Origin of the sequence: Streptomyces sp. ISL-98 (assembly GCF_018614055.1) — a bacterium.
Classification (GTDB): Bacteria; Actinomycetota; Actinomycetes; order Streptomycetales; family Streptomycetaceae; genus Streptomyces; species Streptomyces spiramyceticus.
The window spans coordinates 1-16,287 of record NZ_JAGGPB010000070.1; the positions used below are offsets into that span (position 1 = coordinate 1).

The window sequence follows — 16,287 nt, forward strand, 5'->3', positions numbered from 1 at the left end:
ATTTCTGGCGCATCACACTAGAAGCCGCAGTACACGGTGCTTCCGTTGTCGCTGAGGAGGTTGTCACGGACCCATCCCAATCGGCCGGTATGGTCGTTCCGCAGGAAGGTCCAGGTGTAACCGTCGTTGCCGTTGGTGTAGCAGTGGTAGTCCAGCACCTCCAAAATTTGGACCTGCCCCGTGATGGCGCAATTGGTGCTCGAGCCCGTGCGCTGGTTAGCCCCGTCGCCGGTGCGTCGCCACGAATTACTGTCCTTGTCGCTCGGGATGGACCCGCACGCCGCATTTGCCACGGCAGGCGTGGCCATTGCAATGCCGAGCAACGGGGTGATCAGCCCCAGGGCAACGGCTGAGGACAGTGCAGATTTGTTTATCTTCATGAACATGCCGTGATCGTACGCGGTTCGAATGGGCAAGGGAAGGACAGGGTCTGTCAAAAAAAGAACGGCTCTGACAAGATTTTCGTAGCTGGTGATCGGTCTCGCGGTTCTGGCCTCGACTGCTGTGTCGGTGGGGCAGGTTGGTGGCGTTTGATGTCAAGTTGACGGCCTTGCTATCCCATCTGGCCGGGGTGCTGGTCGAGAGGGTGGACACGAGCGAGGTCCTGGTCAGGATCACGGTGCGGACCGCCTCGGAAATCTCGGTGACCTGCCCGGGCTGCGGGCATGAGTCGGCGTGGGAGCACAGTCGCTACGTGCGGCATGTCGCCGACGAGGCTCGCCATGAACTTGCTCTCCTGGGGCGAGAACACCCTCTTCACCCTCGACTGGCACCCCCTCCGGGGCCCCGGCACCCGGATGCACGGACTCCCCGTGGACTACGTTGTCGCGGTCCGCAACGGCATGATGCTGACGAAGCTGGCCCGGATCGCGGTGCGCGAGCATGAGGTACTTCTCGCACACGCCTATCTGTTCAGGTCGGCTAGTACGCGCAAAGTGTGCAGGTCAGGGGCCGTCACCAGCAGGTCGGTGACCGGGCCCTTGCGCCAGAGGTCCAGACGTTCCGCTATGCGCTCACGTGTGCCCACGAGTGAGATCTCGTCGGCGAAGGCGTCGGGTACCGCCAGTACCGCCTCCTCCTTGCGGCCCGCGAGGAACAGCTCCTGGATGCGGTGGGCCTCCTCCTCGAAGCCCATTCGGCCCATCAGGTCGGCGTGGAAGTTACGGGCCGCGTGGCCCATGCCGCCGATGTAGAAACCCAGCATCGCCTTGACCGGCAGCAGCCCCTCCGCGACGTCGTCGCAGACCTTCGCCCGGGCCATCGGCGCGATCATGAAGTGGTCGGGGAGGCCGACGAGCGACGCCGCGTACACGTCGGTGCGCATCGGCGACCAGTACAGCGGCAGCCAGCCGTCGGCGATGCGGGTCGTCTGGGCGATGTTCTTGGGGCCCTCCGCGCCGAGGAGTACGGGGAGACCGGCCCGGAGCGGATGCGTGATCGGCTTGAGCGGCTTGCCGATGCCGACCGCGTTCGTACCCCGGTAAGGCAGCGGGTGGAACCGCCCGTCCAGCTCAACCGGGGCCTCGCGCCTCAGCACTTGGCGGATTACGTCGACGTACTCACGGGTCGCGGTGAGCGGACTGGCGGGGAAGGGGCGTCCGTACCAGCCCTCGACCACCTGAGGACCCGAAAGGCCGAGCCCGAGCATCATCCGGCCGCCGGACAGGTGGTCGAGGGTGAGTGCGTGCATGGCCGTGGCGGTGGGTGTGCGGGCCGCCATCTGCGCGACGGCCGTGCCGAGCCGGATGCGGGAGGTGTACGCCGCGATCCAGGTGAGCGGGGTGAACGCGTCGGAGCCCCATGCCTCGGCGGTCCATACGGAGTCGTAGCCGAGCCGCTCCGCCTCACGGGCCAGGTCGAGGTGGCGGGGGTGGTCGGGGCCGCGACCCCAGTAGCCGAGAGCGAGTCCGAGGCGCATCGCGCGATCCTGTCCAGTCTGACGGCCCCTGACGGCCCGTCAGTAGAAATGATGACCGGGCGACTGTACGACAACGGCCCCCCACCCGGAAGGGCGAAGGGCCGACTGTAGTTGCGCTTGTGTCAGCCGCGCTGGATGCCGGTGGTGTCCTGGAGGACGCCTCGGCGGCCGTCCTGCGTCTGGGCGACCAGACCGGAACCGCGCTGCTCCACCGCGAGGTACCACGTACCGGGCGCCAGCTCCGCGATCGGCGTCGGCGAACCGTCCTCCGCGTACAGCGGACGGGCCACCGGAACCGCGAACCAGAACGGCGCGAAGTCGGCGGCAGGCGCGGCAGCTTGCTGCGCCTGCGGGGCCGGAGCCTGCGGCTGGCCGGCCTGCTGGCCCGCCTGCTGACCCTGCGGCGCCTGGGCGCCGTACGGCTGAGGCTGCCCCGGACCGGGCTGACCCGGCTGACCGCCGTAGGGTGGCTGCTGCGCGCCCGGGTAGCCGTAGCCACCGGGGCCCGGCTGACCGGGCTGCCCACCGTACGGCTGCGCGACCTGCGGCCTCGGGGCGCCCACGAGCGGGGCCTTGAGCGCCGGGACGAGCGGCGCGGCAACGGCCCCGCCGGCGAGAATTAGTACCGCGAGCAGGCCGAGGATCTGGCCCGCGCCGGCGTTGCTGCCGTCGATGATCGTCCAGAAGGCGGTCCAGGCTGCGAAGATGCTGAGCGCGACACCAAACTGACCGAGGTCAAGACCGGCGATCTTGCGCTGCTGCGGCAGGGCGCGGGACACCACGATGAGTGCAGCCGCGATCACGCCGGCGAGGTAGATGCTCATCAGAATGCCCAGGCCGTCCCAGGCGTTGCCGGATTCGACCGCCGGAGGGCAGAAATTGCCCGAGCAAGCCGGCTTGTCGTACGACTTGAAATCGAGGAACGAGGCGATGAACAGCATCACCGCTGCTCCGATCACCACGCCGTCGCCTCGAGTGAGGGAGCGGATGTTCACTTTGAAGGTCCTTAGTGGGTCGTCTCGTCGGGTCGGCACAGTGCTGCACAGTGCGAAGCTCGGGGGCGGCTCCCCATCGTACGGATGAATGTATCGTCCCACCGGCGGGGGCAGCCGCCGGGTATCAGACCTACCCCTTGAGGTAACTCCCGATGCCGTTGGCGATTCCCTGGGCCGCCTTCTGGCGCCAACCCCCGTCCGTCAGCAGAGCCGCGTCCTTCGGGTCACGCATATTGCCGCATTCGATGAACACTTTCGGGACAGTGCTCAGATTGAGACCACCGAGGTCGTCGCGCACGTCCAACCCCGTACCGCCGCCCACGTAGTTGGAGGGCGCGCTGCCCGTCGCCCGTACGAACTTCCCCGCGATCCGCGTCCCGAGTTCGCGCGACGGGCCGACGATCTTCGTGGTGTCCGCCACACCGCCCTTCACCAGGGCGGGCAGGATCATATGGAAGCCGCGGTGGCCCACCGCGGAGCCGTCCGCGTGGACCGAGATGACGGCATCTGCCTTCGCCTCGTTGCCGATACGGGCCCGCTCGTCGATGCACGGGCCGTACGGGCGGTCGTTGTTCTGCACCAACTTCACCGTGGCGCCCTGCTCTTCGAGAAGCGTGCGCAGACGGCGCGAGACGTCGAGGGTGAACGCGGCCTCGGTGTAACCGGCGTCGGTGGACGTGCCGGTGGTGTCGCATTCCTTGCGGTTCGTGCCGATGTCTACCAGTTTGTTGATTTCGCGCGTGTGGCGGAAATTACCCGGGTTGTGACCGGGATCCACCACTACGACCTTGCCCGTGAGGGGGCCCTTCGCGGCAGGCGAGGACGGCGAGGACGGCGAAGACGGGGAGGCCCCGGAAGTCGTCGGCGCCGGCGGCGCGGGCTTCGGCTGCGGCGACGCCGGTCCCGTGGCGGACCGGCTCTGGCTCGGCAGCGCCTTCGGCGGCAGCCCACTGCCCTCCGCGCCACTCACGCCCTGCCACACCAGCCACCCGGCCAGTGCGGTCGGCACCAGCGCGGCGACCGCGACGGTGAGGTTGCCGCGGCCGGAGAAGCGGCGAGACGGCCGGGACGTGGGGGGAGGGCTGTCATACGACACGCAGTGATGCTATCCGGCCGGCTCAGATCCCCGAGGATGTACGCCGCAGGACGCGCAGCGAGTCGTTCACCGAGATTTCGGTGAAGGCGCCGGACGCGAGGGCACGCAGGTACACGCGGTACGGCGCCTGGCCGCCGTCCGCCGGGTCGGGGAACACGTCGTGGATGACGAGCAGCCCCCCGTCGGCGACGTGCGGCGCCCAGCCGTCGTAGTCGCCGTTCGCGTGCTCGTCGGTGTGCCCGCCGTCGATGAAGACGAGGCCCACCTTGCCGCCCCATACGGCCGCGACCTGCGGCGAACGCCCCACGATCGCCACGACGTGGTCCTCAAGACCCGCCTTGTGGAGCGTGCGGCGGAAGGTCGGGAGGGTGTCCATCCGGCCCACCTCCGGGTCCACGACGCTCGGGTCGTGGTACTCCCAGCCCGGCTGCTGCTCCTCGCTGCCCCGGTGGTGGTCGACGGTGATCGCGACCGTACCGGCCTCGCGGGCGGCATCGGCGAGCAGGATCGTGGAGCGCCCGCAGTACGTGCCGACCTCCAGGAGGGGCAGCCCGAGCGCGCCCGCTTCGGCGGCGGCGGCGTACAGGGCCAGCCCTTCACCTACCGGCATGAAGCCCTTGGCGGCCTCGAATGCGGCGAGCGTCTCCGGCTTGGGCGCGGCGGCGGCCATGGGGTTCCTCCTGGTCGTGCGCGTGTACTGGGCGGTCACATCGTAGGGCGGGCCCGTTCACGGCTTCGCGTCGCACTCGAACCAGACCGTCTTGCCGCCCGGCAGCCGCACCGTGCCCCAGCGGTCCGTCACGGCCTCGACGAGCCGCAGCCCGCGCCCGCCCTCGGCGAGCTCGTCCGCTCCCTCTACGGTGCGCGCCGGGCGGGGATAGCCGTCCGTGACCTCCACCCGCAGGCGACCGGGTCGGCGGAGGATGAGAAGTGTGCAGTGCCGGCCGGGCACGTGCCGTACGACGTTGGCGACGAGCTCGGTGAGCGCGAGTTCGGCGGCGTCGGTCAGCTCGGCCATGTCCCAGCGGGCCAGAAACATCCGCACGATGCGCCGCATGTGCCGCGCGGAATGCTCACCGACGGTGAAGCCCATCCGGTAGCTGGCGTCAATATCCGCTGGTGACTGGTCAGTTGCGTGATTCATGTCACCAGGATGCAGTGGCGCGATTACGCTCGGCTACTGACCGAAACGAACGCCGCGAGGCGTGAACTTGGGGGTGGCCGCCGACATGGTCAACATCCGCGATCTCGACCCCAGCGCATCGCCGCTGGACTACTACGGCTCCGAACTGCGCCGCCTGAGAGACGAGGCGGGGCTGCTGCAGGGGCAGCTCGGCAGCATCATCTTCTGTACGGGCTCGCTGATCGGCCAGGTCGAGACGGCGAAGAAGGTGCCGACCCGGGACTTCTCGGAACGGTTGGACGCGGCGCTGGGGACGGGAGGGACGTTCTCTCGACTGGTGGGGCTGGTGCTGCGGAGTCAGTTGCCGCACTGGTTCCAGCCGTTTGCGGAGATGGAGGCGAAGGCGACGTACATCTCCTCGTACCAGGCGCAGTTGGTGTACGGCTTGCTGCAGACGGAGGCGTACGCGCGGGCGGTTCTGGCAACGGGTCTGCCGGACAACCTGGACGAGCTGGTGGCGGCTCGAATGGAACGCCAGCGGATCCTGTGCCGGAAGCATCCGCCCATGATCTGGGTGGTGCTGGACGAGGCCGCGCTGTATCGGCCGATCGGCGGCTTGGAGGTCATGCGGAATCAACTGGTTCACTTGTTGAGCTTCCGCGAGGAGCGCTGGGTGAGGATCCAGGTGCTCCCCTTCTCCGCCGGTGAACACGCAAGCCTGATCGGTTCGTTCACCACCATGCGGTTCGACGATGATCCGGACCTCGTGTACTCGGAGGACCTCATCTCGGGGCACATGACTGCCAACCCTGAGACTGTCAAGGAAGCCGCCCTTCGTTACGCTCACTTGCAGGCCGCTGCTCTCTCTGTAGAGGATTCGGCGGCACTGATCATCCGCGTAATGGAGGAACGTTATGGGCACCAGCCAGGACCTGACCAACGCGCGATGGCGTAAGTCCAGCTACAGCGGTAACACCGGCGGTGAATGCATCGAGTGCGCGCCGCTCGGCGCAGCCGCCTGGCGCAAGTCGTCGTACAGCGGCAGCACTGGCGGCGACTGCGTCGAGGTCGCCGCTCAGCCGTGCCGTATCGCCGTCCGCGACTCCAAGAACCCCGACGGTCCCGCATTCGCCGTCGCCCCCTCCGCGTTCGCCGCGTTCGTCACGGCCGCCGCCGAGGGCGGCCTCTGAGAGGTACCGCCACAGCACTCCGCCCCGGTACATGTACCGGGGCGGAGTGCGCGTGCTCAGCGGAAGATCACCGAGCGCATCTTGAGGTGGCTGGAGGAGCCGCCGCCGGGCCGAAGGGCAAAGCCGGGGCCTTCGCAGTTCGCCTCGACGAAGGCAGTGGCGAACTCATTCGTGGTGTTCAGGGGGGCGCTGGCGGCCGGGGCACCGCCCTCCACCTCCGGCAGGTTGATGCACCTCCCGCTCTCGGGGTTGGCCAGGTGGCCGATCCGACCGTTCTCCTGCTCGTCCAAGTAGGCGTAGCTGAAGTCTCCCGAGGCTGCACTCGCCGAGGTCGGCAGGGTCAGGGCGAGCGAGAAGGCGCCGAGGGCGGCGGCCAGGGTGTTGCGAAGTCGCATGAGATTCCATCCTTTGAGGGCTGCGATACCGACAGTCCATTTCCCACCGATATGTCCCACTATGTCCGCACCACTCGAACGGGTTGGGCCGTATCGATTCTTCGCCCGCTATCTGACCTACCGTCAGATTGAAACGTGTTCTAGTCTGCCTGTATGGCTATCGGAATCACGCAAGAGCATCGCGAACTGGCGGACTCCGTACGCCGCTGGCTCGCGCGGGCCGTACCGCCCGAGGCCGTGCGGAAGCTGCTCGACGGGACAGGGGAGCGACGGCCTGGGTACTGGGACGGGGCAGCGGAACAGGGCCTGCACGGCCTGCATCTGCCCGAGGAGTACGGCGGCGGGGGCGGCACGCCCCTCGATCTGGCCGTCGTACTGGAGGCGATGGGCAGGGCCGCACTTCCGGGCCCGTATCTGCCGAGCGTGCTCGCTTCCGAGGTGCTGTGCCGCGCGGGGCAGGGTGGGCTTGTCGCCGAGCTGGCGGGAGGCGCGCGTATCGGGGCAGTCGCGCTCGGGCCGGGAACGCTCACCGCCGCACCCGTCGAAGGCGGTTACCGGCTCGACGGGACAGCCCCGCCCGTACTGGGCGGCGGGCAGGCGGACCTCCTCGTCCTCGCCGCAGGGAACTCCTGGTTCGCCGTGGACGCCGAGGACTTGGCCGTCCGTACGCACGAGAGCGCCGATCCGACCCGGCCCACGGCGGAGGTCACCGCCGACGCCGTCATCATCCCCGAGGGCCGCGTACTGGACGTGGACACGGCTCTCGTACGGGACCTGGCCGCCGTCCTGTACGCCGCCGACGCGTGCGGCACCGCCGCCTGGGCACTGGACACGGCCACCGAATACGCGAAGGTGCGCGAGCAGTTCGGGCGGCCTGTCGGACAGTTCCAGGCGGTCAAGCACCTCTGTGCCGACATGCTCGTACGCCTGGAACAGGCGCGGGCACTGGCCTGGGACGCGACCCGTGCGGTCGGGACGGACGCCGGGGGACTCGTGGCCGCCCTTGCCGCCGCCACGGCCCTGGACGCCGCGTACAGCTGCGCCAAGGACTGCATCCAGATCCTCGGCGGCATCGGCTTCACGTGGGAACACGACGCCCACCTCTACCTGCGCCGCGCGGTCGTCGCCCGGCAGCTCATGGGCGCGGGGGACGGCCACCGGTTACGGGCCGTGCGGCTTGCGACAGGCGGCGCGCGCCGTGAGCTGCGGCTGGAACTGCCGCCGGAAGCGGGCCCGTACAGGCAGCAGGCGCGCGAGGCGATAGCAGGGGCGCGCGGGCTCGACCGGGGAGCCGCCCGCCGTGCCCTCGCGCCCACCGGCTACGTCGCCCCGCACCTGCCCCCTCCGTACGGCCTCGGCGCCGGGCCGGTACAGCAGCTCGCCGTCCAGGAGGAGCTGAGGGCCGCCGGAGTGGAGGTCAGCGACCTCGGTATCGCGACCTGGGTGGTGCCGTCCCTTATCGCGTACGGCACAGAGGGGCAGAAACAGCGCCACCTGTTGCCGACACTGCGGGGCGATGTGCTGTGGTGCCAGCTGTTCAGCGAACCGGGCGCAGGATCGGACCTCGCCTCGCTCCGTACGAAGGCGCGGCGCGTACCGGAAGGGTGGCGGGTCACCGGACAGAAGGTGTGGACGAGCGCGGCACAGTGGGCCGACTACGGCATCCTGCTGGCCCGCACGGATCCGGAGGCGCCGAAGCACAAGGGACTCACATACTTCGTCGTCGACATGAAGAACACCCCCGGCATCGACATCCGCCCGCTCAAGGAGATCACCGGTGACTCGCTCTTCAACGAGGTGTACTTCGACGACGTACTGCTGCCCGCCGACGCTGTCGTAGGGGAGGTCGACGACGGCTGGCGGGTCGCCCGTAACACTCTCGGCAACGAACGCGTCCATATGGCCGATCAGTTGACGTTCGACACGGGTCTGGAGGAACTGCTCGTACGGGCACCCGGGCTCGACGACACCTACCGGGCCCGTATTGGCGCGCTGGCCGCCGAGGCGCACGCCCTTGCCTGCATCGGGCTGCGTACGACGCTGAGGCAGGTCGACGGCGCGGAGCCGGGCGCCGGCGCGAGCGTACGCAAACTCGTCCAGACCGGCCACCAGCAGAAGGTCGCCGAACTCGCCCTCGAACTGCTCGGACCGGCAGGCGCGGTGAGCGAGGGGGCGGGGGAGCGGGCGGTGCACGGCCTGTTGATGTCCCGCTGTCTGACCATCGCGGGCGGTACCACCCAGGTTCAGCTCAATGTCGTGGCCGAGCGCATTCTCGGCCTGCCGCGAGACTGAAGGAGCGACACGGATGAAGGCGTACATCGTCGGCGTGGGGATGACGAAGTTCGAGAAGCCCGAATCACGGGACTGGCAGTACTGGGACATGGCGAAGGAAGCGGGCACGAACGCCCTGGAGGATGCCGGGGTCCCCTACGAACAGGTCCAGCAGGTCCCTGTCGGCTACTGCTTCCAGCCGTCGACGGCCGGACAGCGCGCCACGTACGAACTCGGCCTCACAGGCGTGCCCGTCTACAACGTCAACAACAACTGCGCGACGGGATCGACGGCGTTGATGATGGCGCGGCAGTTCGTGGAGGGCGGCATGAGTGACTGCGTCCTGGCGCTGGGCTTCGAGAAGATGAAGCGAGGCGCACTGGGCGGCGGAGCGGACAGCGGCGATTTCAGCACGTCTCCAGTAGCCCGCCACTACGGCGTAATGGCGGCGGCGCACGGCTTCGAAATGACCTCCCCGCCCACCGCGCAGATCTTCGGAAACGCGGCGCGCGAGCACATGGAGCGGTACGGCACGACGGAGGCGCAGCTGGCCGCTGTGGCCGCGAAGAACCACAAGCACTCGGCGGCGAACCCGAACGCCCAGTTCCGGGACGTCTGGACGGTCGACGAGATCCTGATGTCCAAGACGATCCACCGCCCGCTGACGAAGCTCCAGTGCTCGCCCACGTCCGACGGAGCAGCGGCGGCGGTGATCGTCTCGGAGCGCTTCGTGGTCCAGCACGGCCTGCACGACAAGGCGGTCGAGATCGCTGCACAGACGATGACGACGGACACGGAGGAGAGCTTCGGATCGGGCTCGTGCATCGACGTGGTCGGCAAGCCCATGTCGCGGGCGGCGGCCCGTCAGGCGTACGAGCACTCGGGCCTCGGCATCGAGGACGTAGACGTGGTGGAGCTGCACGACTGCTTCTCCGTCAACGAACTGCTGACGTACGAGGCGCTGGGCATGTGCGCGGACGGCGAGTCGGGCAAGCTCGTGGAGAGCGGCGCGACGACGTACGGCGGAAGGCGGGTCGTCAACCCGTCGGGCGGACTGATCTCCAAGGGCCACCCCCTGGGCGCAACGGGCCTGGCACAAGCGGCGGAACTGACGTGGCAACTGCGAGGAGAGGCGGGCGATCGCCAGGTGCCGGGAGCGAGGGTGGGCCTGGCCCACAACATAGGCCTGGGCGGCGCGGCGGTAGTAACGCTACTGCGACGCCCGTAACCCCGCAGGGCGCCGGCGCCTGCGGCGGCCTTGACCTCCGGGGCGCAGCGCCTGCGGCGGACTTTCCCCGAGCCGCCCCTTCCCGGCTGTGACATTTTGCGGCTGCCGCCTCGTGGGCGCTGCGCCCCAGACCGCGCTCCTGCGGGCATCTTCAGCCCGTCGGGGGTCCCCCTGGACGAAGTCCTTGGGGGAGATTGAGGACACGCCCGGAGGGCGTCCGCGTCCGGGGGCCTGGGGGCTTGCCCCCAGTTTCGGGAAGGGGCGGGTAGGGGAACAGCGCCGCAGGCAACCCGCACCGCACACGCAAACGCACCGCACACCCCCACGCCACGCCCCAAAACCCACGTGTACGGGTCACACCAATGCTGCGAGCATGACACCCATGCCCCAAGCAGCCCCTTCCCCCGACGAAACCCGAACCCCCGCCGCCCGCAAGGCATCCCGCACCTGGGCAGTCGTACTGGCTGCCTGCGCGGGCCAGTTCCTAGTGGTCCTCGACGTCTCCGTCGTAAACGTCGCGCTCCCCTCAATGCGCGCAGACCTGGGACTGACCGCAGTCGGCCTGCAATGGGTGCTCAACGCCTACTCCATCGCCTTCGCCGGATTCATGCTCCTCGGCGGCCGCGCCGCAGACATCTTCGGCCGGAAGCGGACCTTCCTCCTGGGCCTGGGCCTGTTCACCGCCGCCTCCCTCGCGGGCGGCCTCGCCCAGGAGGGCTGGCACCTGGTGACCGCCCGCGCGGTACAGGGCCTGGGCGCAGCCGTACTGGCCCCCGCGACGCTCACCATCCTCACCTCCGCCGTCCCGGAGGGCGCGGCCAGAGCCCGGGCCATAGGAACCTGGTCGGCGGTAGGCGCAGGCGGCGGCGCCGCGGGCGGGCTCGTCGGCGGCGTACTGACGGACGCCCTCTCGTGGCGGTGGACCCTGCTGATCAACGTGCCGATCGGCGCCCTGGTACTGGCCGGCGCAGCCGCATGGCTCGCCGAGAGCCACGCCAGGGACGGCCGCCGCCTGGACCTGCCGGGCGCACTGCTGGTCACGGCAGGCCTGGCCACCCTCGCGTACGGGATCGTGCAGACCGAAGAGGAAGGCTGGGCCTCGGCATCGACACTCGCCCCCCTCCTCGCCGGCCTCGCACTCCTCACCGCCTTCGTGGCGGTGGAGGCACGCACCAAGGCACCACTCATGCCACTGAAGTTCTTCCGGGTGCGAGCCGTCTCCGCGGCGAACGCGGCGATGTTCGTGAACGGCTCCGCGATGTTCTGCATGTGGTTCTTCATGACGCTGTACGCCCAGAACGTGCTGGGCTACAGCCCCCTCGGCGCCGGGCTCGCCCTCATCCCCAGCTCGCTGAGCATCGTCATCGGCTCGAAGCTCGCCCCACGCCTGATGGCGAGGACCGGCGCGCGCAGGGTCGCGATCACCGGCTCCCTGGTCGCGGCGGCAGGCATGGGCTGGCAGTCCACGATGACCGCAGAAGGCTCGTACCTCACGGCCGTACTCGGCCCCGGCATCCTCATGATGGTCGGCGCGGGCCTGGCATCGACCCCGCTCGCCTCACTCGCGACCTCGGCCGGCGCCCCGGGAGACGCCGGTCTCCTCTCCGGCCTCATCAACACCTCGCGCACGATGGGCGGCGCGCTGGGACTGGCCGTGCTTTCGACGGTCGCGGCGTCCAGGACCGCGGGAGGAACAACCGCGGAGGCGCTGACGGCGGGATACGCGCTGGCCTTTCGAACGGGGACGTTTGCGCTGGTGGGAGGCGTAGCGCTGATGTTCTTCCTCCTCCCGAGGCGGACCGGAACGACCGGAACGACCGGAACGACGGGATCGGCGAACTGAGGCAACGGTTTCGGTCCCTCATGGACTCCAATATGCAAGGAGGCATTCATGGGGGAGCGAAAGCAGGCCCGGGACGAAGAGTTCCGGGGATTCGTCGTCAACCGCTGGCCGCAGCTGATGCGTACGGCGTTTCTTCTCACGGGGGAGCAGCACGCAGCGGAAGACCTGGTGCAGTCGTCCCTGGAGCGGGCGTATGTGTCCTGGGGCAGGGTGAGCGCTGCCGGTGATCCGGACGCGTATGTGCGGCGCATCATGGTCAACGCCCATGCGCGAAAACACCGCAGGAAGCTCAAGGAGTTCCTGTCGCTGCAGGATTCGGCTCCGATACTCGACGCGCCCGAGCGCGGCGACCGGATGGCGCAGGCCGACGACCGGTCCGCTCTGCTGCGCGCCCTCGCCCAGCTCCCCGTGCGTCAGCGGGAAGCGGTGGTGCTGCGGTACTGGGAGGACCTGAGCGAGACCCAGGCCGCCGAAGCCATGGGCTGCTCGGTGGGAGCCGTAAAGAGCAATGCCGCCAAGGGGATCGCCAAGCTGCGTGCCATTCCCGCATTGACCGAGAAGGTCGGAAGCCGAGGGGCGAACTGATGAACAGGGAACAGGACATGGCGCACCACGACATCTCCCTGCGGCTCGCGGACGCGACGGACGAGGTCGAGGTCGGTATAGCCCCGTACGAGGCAGTGATGCGCGGCGGCAAGCGCCGCAAGGCACGCCGCTGGGTGCTCGGAACGGCGGTGGCACTGGTGATGGCGGGCTCCACGGGGACGCTGGCACTGGCGGTGGTGGACGGGCGCGAGCAGTCCTATGTGGCGGCACACCGCCAGTCGGCGGAGGAGCGCCATGTCTACACGCCGCAGCGGACTCAGCTCACGGAGATCTACGGACGGGGCACGACCGATGCGCAGGCGTACGTGTCCGTGGAGCTCTGGGGCGCACCGCGGACCGAGGCCGAGGCCCGCAAGCAGAAGGAGCGGATGATCGAGTACGGGGTGTGGGACGAGCGGAAGGCCGACCCCGAAGCGGAGCTCGGCAGGGACTGGTTCTCCGTCGTCGTCATCGACGCCCACGGAGGCAAGCAGACGGTGCCGGTCTTCGGCCTCAGGGACAAGAGTGACGACCGCGACGGCATGAGCTTCAAGTCGTACGAGTTCACGGTGAAGGGGACCCGGCTGACCGTCGGATACGTCGGACCGGAGGTGAAGCGCCTGGAGTACGAATACGACGACGGGACCGTCGAGCCGGAGCTGATGAAAGCGGCGGGGTTCAAGGGCCGGTGGTTCACGCTGGAGGGCAAGGCCTCCAGGGCGAAGGGGGACGTTGCGGGCATTCGTGTCTTCGACGCCAAGGAGGTGCCGAGGACGGTGCAGGTCGGCTGACCGGGCCGCGCGCGACCCGTCAGAGCCAGCCCTGCTGCCGCGCCGCGCGTACCGCCTCCATGCCGTCGCGGGTGCCGGTCTTGCCGATCGCCGACGAGAGGCAGTTCCGTACCGTCGACTCGGACAGGTCCAGCTTCTCGGCAAGGTCGGCGACGGTAGCCCCGTCCACTGCTGCCGCTGCGTTCAGTACGTCGCACTCGCGCGCGGTGAGGGGGCTGGGCACGTCGGAGCTCAGGGCGGCAGCGGCGAGCGCCGGGTCGATGACGGTCTCGCCGGTCAGCACCCGGCGGATGGTCGCGGCCAGTTCCTCCACCGGGCCGTCCTTGACCAGGAACCCCGCCGCCCCGGCCTCCATCGCGCGCCGCATATAGCCGGGCCGGCCAGAGGTGGTGAGGATCAGCACCCGGCAGTCGGGTGCCTCCTCGCGCAGCAGTGCGGCGGCGTCGAGTCCGCCGAGGCCGGGGAGCTCGATGTCCAGGAGCGCCACGTCAGGACGGGAGAGGAGAGCGGCGTCCACGATCTCGTCGCCGGCGGCCACTTGGGCGACGACCTGGATGTCCTTCTCAAGGCCGAGGAGCAGGGCGAGGGCGCCGCGCTTCATGCCCTGGTCCTCGGCGAGGAGGACTCTGATCATGGGGCGGGCTCCAGTTCCGGGTCGGCGGCGACGGGCTGGTCGGAGCTTACGCGCGGCCTCCCTCCGTACACCGCTTCTGACACGGCGTCAGGCATCTTCACAAGTACTGGAGGGTGCGTTATATATAGGGGCCATCGGCCTAGAACGCGTTCTAGAACCGGCAGTTTTCGCGGCCGGTCCCGTACGACCTCGGTGCGGTCGACGGTGCGGACGATCGCACCGAGGTCTTCCACCCATCAAGGAGCAGCATCCTCATGCCCATCGATGCCGCCAAGGCCGTCGCCGCCGAACCACGCAGCGCCGAGATCACCTGGGACCACAAGGACATCCAGCTCTACCACCTCGGCCTCGGCGCAGGTACGCCCGCCACCGACTCCGACGAGCTGCGCTACACCCTCGAATCCAAGCTGCACGTCCTGCCCAGCTTCGCCACCGTCGCGGGCGCGGGCGGTGCCGGCGCCGTCAGCGGCCTGTCCACACCCGGCATCGACGTCAACCTCGCCCACGTCCTGCACGGCGGCCAGAGCATCGAGCTGCACCGGCCGATCCCCGTCAAGGGCAACGCCGTTCAGACCTCAAAGGTCCAGGCGGTGTACGACAAGGGCAAAGCGGCCGTCATCGTGCTGCGCTCCGAAGCGGCCGACGCCGACGGGCCGCTGTGGACCAGCGACGCCCAGATCTTCGTGCGCGGCGAAGGTGGCTTCGGGGGCGAGCGCGGACCTTCCGTCCGCGTCGAGCAGCCCACCCACGCGCCGGACGCGGAGGTGGAGCGTCCGATCCGCGAGGACCAGGCACTCCTCTACCGCCTCTCCGGCGACTGGAACCCGCTGCACGCCGACCCGGAGTTCGCGAAGCTCGCCGGGTTCGACCGGCCGATCCTGCACGGCCTGTGCTCGTACGGCATGACACTCAAGGCCGTCGTCGACACCCTGCTCGGCGGCGACGTCACGCGCGTGAGTTCGTACAGCACCCGTTTCGCCGGAGTCGTCTTCCCCGGCGAGACGCTGCGCCTGCGGATGTGGAAGTCGCCCGGGCGCGTCCAGGTGTCGGTCACCGCCGTCGAGAGGGACGACGCGCCGGTGCTGGCCGACACCACCGTCGTACACACCTGACCTCCGTGAAGGGAGCCGTACCGTGCGCGCAGCCGTACTGCACGAGATAGGGCAGGACAAGCTCGAAGTCCTCGACGACGTCGAGGCGGTGGGCTTCGGCCCCGGCAAGGTCAAACTCCGCATCCGGGCCACCGGACTGTGCCACTCCGACATCTCCGCGATGAACGGCGTACTGCCCCAGCCCGCCCCCTTCATCCCCGGCCACGAGGGCGCGGGCGAGGTGATCGACGTCGGCGACGGCGTCACCGGCCTCAGCCAGGGAGACCGGGTCATCGTCTGCTGGCTGCCCGCGTGCCGGACCTGTGCGTCCTGCAAGCGCGGCCAGACGCACATGTGCCTCGCCGGCCTCATGAACGCGGGCGTGCCCAACTTCAAGCGCCCCGGCGGCGACGTCTTCGGCTTCGCCGGAACGGGCACCTTCACCGAGGAGGCCGTGGTTGCGGCGGGCTGCGCCGTACCGATCCCCGACGACGTACCGTACGAGATCGCCGCGCTCATCGGCTGCGGCGTGACGACCGGACTCGGCGCGGCCATCAACACCGCCCAGGTGGAAGCCGGTTCGTCGGTCGCCGTCATCGGCTGTGGCGGCGTCGGCATCTCGGCGATCCAGGGCGCGAGGGTGCAGGGCGCGGCACAGATCGTCGCCGTCGACCCGGTCGCTTCGCGGCGCGAGGCGGCGCTGAAGTTCGGCGCGACGGAGGCCGTGTCGCCCGACGAACTCGCCGACGCCAAGCAGCGCATCACCGCGGGCGAGGGCTTCGACTACGTCTTCGAGGTCGTGGGCAAGTCCGCCACGGCCCGGACCGCGTACGAGACGACACGGCGCGGCGGGACGCTGTGCGTAGTCGGCGCGGGCGCGATGGACGACTTGTTCCAGGTCAACATGTTCGAGCTGTTCTTCGACGAGAAGCGCATCCTGCCTTCGATGTACGGCGGCGGGGACGTGCTCCGTTCGTACGAGCGGGCCATCGCGCTGTGGCGCGCGGGCCGGATCGACCTGGAGGGCATGATCACGCACCGGGTGCGGCTGGACGGGATCAACGACGCTCTGGACCAGATGCGCACGGGCGAGGCGCTGCGCACGTGCATAGAAATCTGAGGGGGGA

General features: G+C 69.2%; 17 protein-coding genes and 1 pseudogene. 10 read left to right on the forward strand and 8 right to left on the reverse strand.

The window, feature by feature from the left end; translation table 11 throughout:
* Positions 1–17: 17 nt before the first annotated feature.
* A complete protein-coding gene (locus tag J7I98_RS35105; protein ID WP_251021644.1) occupies positions 18–386 on the reverse strand; it encodes an SH3 domain-containing protein in 369 nt (122 codons plus the stop codon).
* A gap of 327 nt (positions 387–713) precedes the next feature.
* On the opposite strand from J7I98_RS35105, the pseudogene J7I98_RS41725 reads away from it, so the two are divergent.
* Positions 714–884: pseudogene (locus J7I98_RS41725) on the forward strand (SRPBCC family protein); the annotation flags it as partial.
* A gap of 20 nt (positions 885–904) precedes the next feature.
* On the opposite strand, the gene J7I98_RS35110 reads toward J7I98_RS41725, so the two are convergent.
* The 5 genes from J7I98_RS35110 to J7I98_RS35130 form a co-directional block, all read right to left on the reverse strand.
* Positions 905–1,918, reverse strand: coding sequence for an LLM class F420-dependent oxidoreductase (locus J7I98_RS35110; RefSeq protein ID WP_214929111.1), 1,014 nt, complete (start codon positions 1,916–1,918; stop codon positions 905–907).
* Positions 1,919–2,040: 122 nt separating this feature from the next.
* Positions 2,041–2,913: a DUF5336 domain-containing protein gene (locus J7I98_RS35115; protein ID WP_214929112.1), complete on the reverse strand. Its 873-nt coding sequence runs from the start codon at positions 2,911–2,913 to the stop codon at positions 2,041–2,043.
* A gap of 130 nt (positions 2,914–3,043) precedes the next feature.
* Positions 3,044–4,009, reverse strand: coding sequence for an N-acetylmuramoyl-L-alanine amidase (locus J7I98_RS35120; RefSeq protein WP_214929113.1), 966 nt, complete (start codon positions 4,007–4,009; stop codon positions 3,044–3,046).
* Positions 4,010–4,031: 22 nt separating this feature from the next.
* Positions 4,032–4,679 (reverse strand): class I SAM-dependent methyltransferase, encoded by a 648-nt coding sequence (locus J7I98_RS35125; protein ID WP_214929114.1) that lies wholly within the window; start codon positions 4,677–4,679, stop codon positions 4,032–4,034.
* 57 nt (positions 4,680–4,736) lie between these two features.
* On the reverse strand, positions 4,737–5,153 hold the full coding sequence (locus tag J7I98_RS35130) for an ATP-binding protein (protein WP_251021645.1): 417 nt from the start codon (positions 5,151–5,153) through the stop codon (positions 4,737–4,739).
* A gap of 85 nt (positions 5,154–5,238) precedes the next feature.
* Between J7I98_RS35130 and J7I98_RS35135 the strand changes: the two genes are divergently transcribed.
* Positions 5,239–6,087, forward strand: coding sequence for a helix-turn-helix transcriptional regulator (locus tag J7I98_RS35135; protein WP_214929195.1), 849 nt, complete (start codon positions 5,239–5,241; stop codon positions 6,085–6,087).
* A complete protein-coding gene (locus J7I98_RS35140; RefSeq protein ID WP_214929115.1) occupies positions 6,047–6,322 on the forward strand; it encodes a DUF397 domain-containing protein in 276 nt (91 codons plus the stop codon). Before J7I98_RS35135 ends, J7I98_RS35140 begins: the two co-directional genes overlap by 41 nt.
* Before the next feature lie 56 nt (positions 6,323–6,378).
* On the opposite strand, the gene J7I98_RS35145 is transcribed toward J7I98_RS35140, so the two are convergent.
* Positions 6,379–6,717 carry a hypothetical protein gene (locus J7I98_RS35145; RefSeq protein ID WP_214929116.1) on the reverse strand — a complete coding sequence of 113 codons (339 nt, stop codon included), beginning with the start codon at positions 6,715–6,717 and terminating at the stop codon, positions 6,379–6,381.
* A gap of 153 nt (positions 6,718–6,870) precedes the next feature.
* Between J7I98_RS35145 and J7I98_RS35150 the strand changes: the two genes are divergently transcribed.
* The 5 genes from J7I98_RS35150 to J7I98_RS35170 all read left to right on the forward strand — a co-directional run bounded on the left by J7I98_RS35150 (position 6,871) and on the right by J7I98_RS35170 (position 13,435).
* Positions 6,871–9,009, forward strand: coding sequence for an acyl-CoA dehydrogenase (locus J7I98_RS35150; protein ID WP_214929117.1), 2,139 nt, complete (start codon positions 6,871–6,873; stop codon positions 9,007–9,009).
* A 13-nt stretch (positions 9,010–9,022) separates the two neighbouring features.
* A complete protein-coding gene (locus J7I98_RS35155; RefSeq protein WP_214929118.1) occupies positions 9,023–10,216 on the forward strand; it encodes a lipid-transfer protein in 1,194 nt (397 codons plus the stop codon).
* A gap of 373 nt (positions 10,217–10,589) precedes the next feature.
* Positions 10,590–12,059 (forward strand): MFS transporter, encoded by a 1,470-nt coding sequence (locus tag J7I98_RS35160; RefSeq protein WP_214929119.1) that lies wholly within the window; start codon positions 10,590–10,592, stop codon positions 12,057–12,059.
* Between the two features lie 48 nt (positions 12,060–12,107).
* Positions 12,108–12,644 carry a SigE family RNA polymerase sigma factor gene (locus tag J7I98_RS35165; RefSeq protein ID WP_214929120.1) on the forward strand — a complete coding sequence of 179 codons (537 nt, stop codon included), beginning with the start codon at positions 12,108–12,110 and terminating at the stop codon, positions 12,642–12,644.
* A complete protein-coding gene (locus J7I98_RS35170; RefSeq protein ID WP_214929121.1) occupies positions 12,644–13,435 on the forward strand; it encodes a hypothetical protein in 792 nt (263 codons plus the stop codon). Before J7I98_RS35165 ends, J7I98_RS35170 begins: the two co-directional genes overlap by 1 nt.
* A 19-nt stretch (positions 13,436–13,454) precedes the next feature.
* On the opposite strand, the gene J7I98_RS35175 is transcribed toward J7I98_RS35170, so the two are convergent.
* Complete coding sequence (locus J7I98_RS35175) at positions 13,455–14,069, reverse strand: response regulator transcription factor (protein WP_214929122.1); 615 nt, start codon at positions 14,067–14,069, stop codon at positions 13,455–13,457.
* A gap of 254 nt (positions 14,070–14,323) precedes the next feature.
* Here J7I98_RS35175 and J7I98_RS35180 point away from each other — a divergent pair, with 254 nt between their 5' ends.
* On the forward strand, positions 14,324–15,181 hold the full coding sequence (locus J7I98_RS35180; RefSeq protein ID WP_214929123.1) for a MaoC/PaaZ C-terminal domain-containing protein: 858 nt from the start codon (positions 14,324–14,326) through the stop codon (positions 15,179–15,181).
* A gap of 22 nt (positions 15,182–15,203) precedes the next feature.
* The gene (locus J7I98_RS35185) at positions 15,204–16,280 is read left to right on the forward strand and encodes a Zn-dependent alcohol dehydrogenase (RefSeq protein WP_214929124.1); all 1,077 of its coding nucleotides are present in this window, start codon (positions 15,204–15,206) and stop codon (positions 16,278–16,280) included.
* Positions 16,281–16,287: the final 7 nt, after the last annotated feature.

What these genes read in the sequence shown, in the direction of transcription:
- J7I98_RS35165 (WP_214929120.1), top strand. Translation starts at nt 12,108, where the DNA reads ATGGGGGAGCGAAAGCAGGCCCGGGACGAAGAGTTCCGGGGATTCGTC.
- J7I98_RS35130 (WP_251021645.1), bottom strand. Translation starts at nt 5,153, where the DNA reads ATGAATCACGCAACTGACCAGTCACCAGCGGATATTGACGCCAGCTAC.
- J7I98_RS35180 (WP_214929123.1), top strand. Translation starts at nt 14,324, where the DNA reads ATGCCCATCGATGCCGCCAAGGCCGTCGCCGCCGAACCACGCAGCGCC.
- J7I98_RS35175 (WP_214929122.1), bottom strand. Translation starts at nt 14,069, where the DNA reads ATGATCAGAGTCCTCCTCGCCGAGGACCAGGGCATGAAGCGCGGCGCC.
- J7I98_RS35125 (WP_214929114.1), bottom strand. Translation starts at nt 4,679, where the DNA reads ATGGCCGCCGCCGCGCCCAAGCCGGAGACGCTCGCCGCATTCGAGGCC.
- J7I98_RS35105 (WP_251021644.1), bottom strand. Translation starts at nt 386, where the DNA reads ATGTTCATGAAGATAAACAAATCTGCACTGTCCTCAGCCGTTGCCCTG.
- J7I98_RS35145 (WP_214929116.1), bottom strand. Translation starts at nt 6,717, where the DNA reads ATGCGACTTCGCAACACCCTGGCCGCCGCCCTCGGCGCCTTCTCGCTC.
- J7I98_RS35160 (WP_214929119.1), top strand. Translation starts at nt 10,590, where the DNA reads ATGACACCCATGCCCCAAGCAGCCCCTTCCCCCGACGAAACCCGAACC.
- J7I98_RS35110 (WP_214929111.1), bottom strand. Translation starts at nt 1,918, where the DNA reads ATGCGCCTCGGACTCGCTCTCGGCTACTGGGGTCGCGGCCCCGACCAC.
- J7I98_RS35170 (WP_214929121.1), top strand. Translation starts at nt 12,644, where the DNA reads ATGAACAGGGAACAGGACATGGCGCACCACGACATCTCCCTGCGGCTC.
- J7I98_RS35150 (WP_214929117.1), top strand. Translation starts at nt 6,871, where the DNA reads ATGGCTATCGGAATCACGCAAGAGCATCGCGAACTGGCGGACTCCGTA.
- J7I98_RS35140 (WP_214929115.1), top strand. Translation starts at nt 6,047, where the DNA reads ATGGGCACCAGCCAGGACCTGACCAACGCGCGATGGCGTAAGTCCAGC.
- J7I98_RS35155 (WP_214929118.1), top strand. Translation starts at nt 9,023, where the DNA reads ATGAAGGCGTACATCGTCGGCGTGGGGATGACGAAGTTCGAGAAGCCC.
- J7I98_RS35135 (WP_214929195.1), top strand. Translation starts at nt 5,239, where the DNA reads ATGGTCAACATCCGCGATCTCGACCCCAGCGCATCGCCGCTGGACTAC.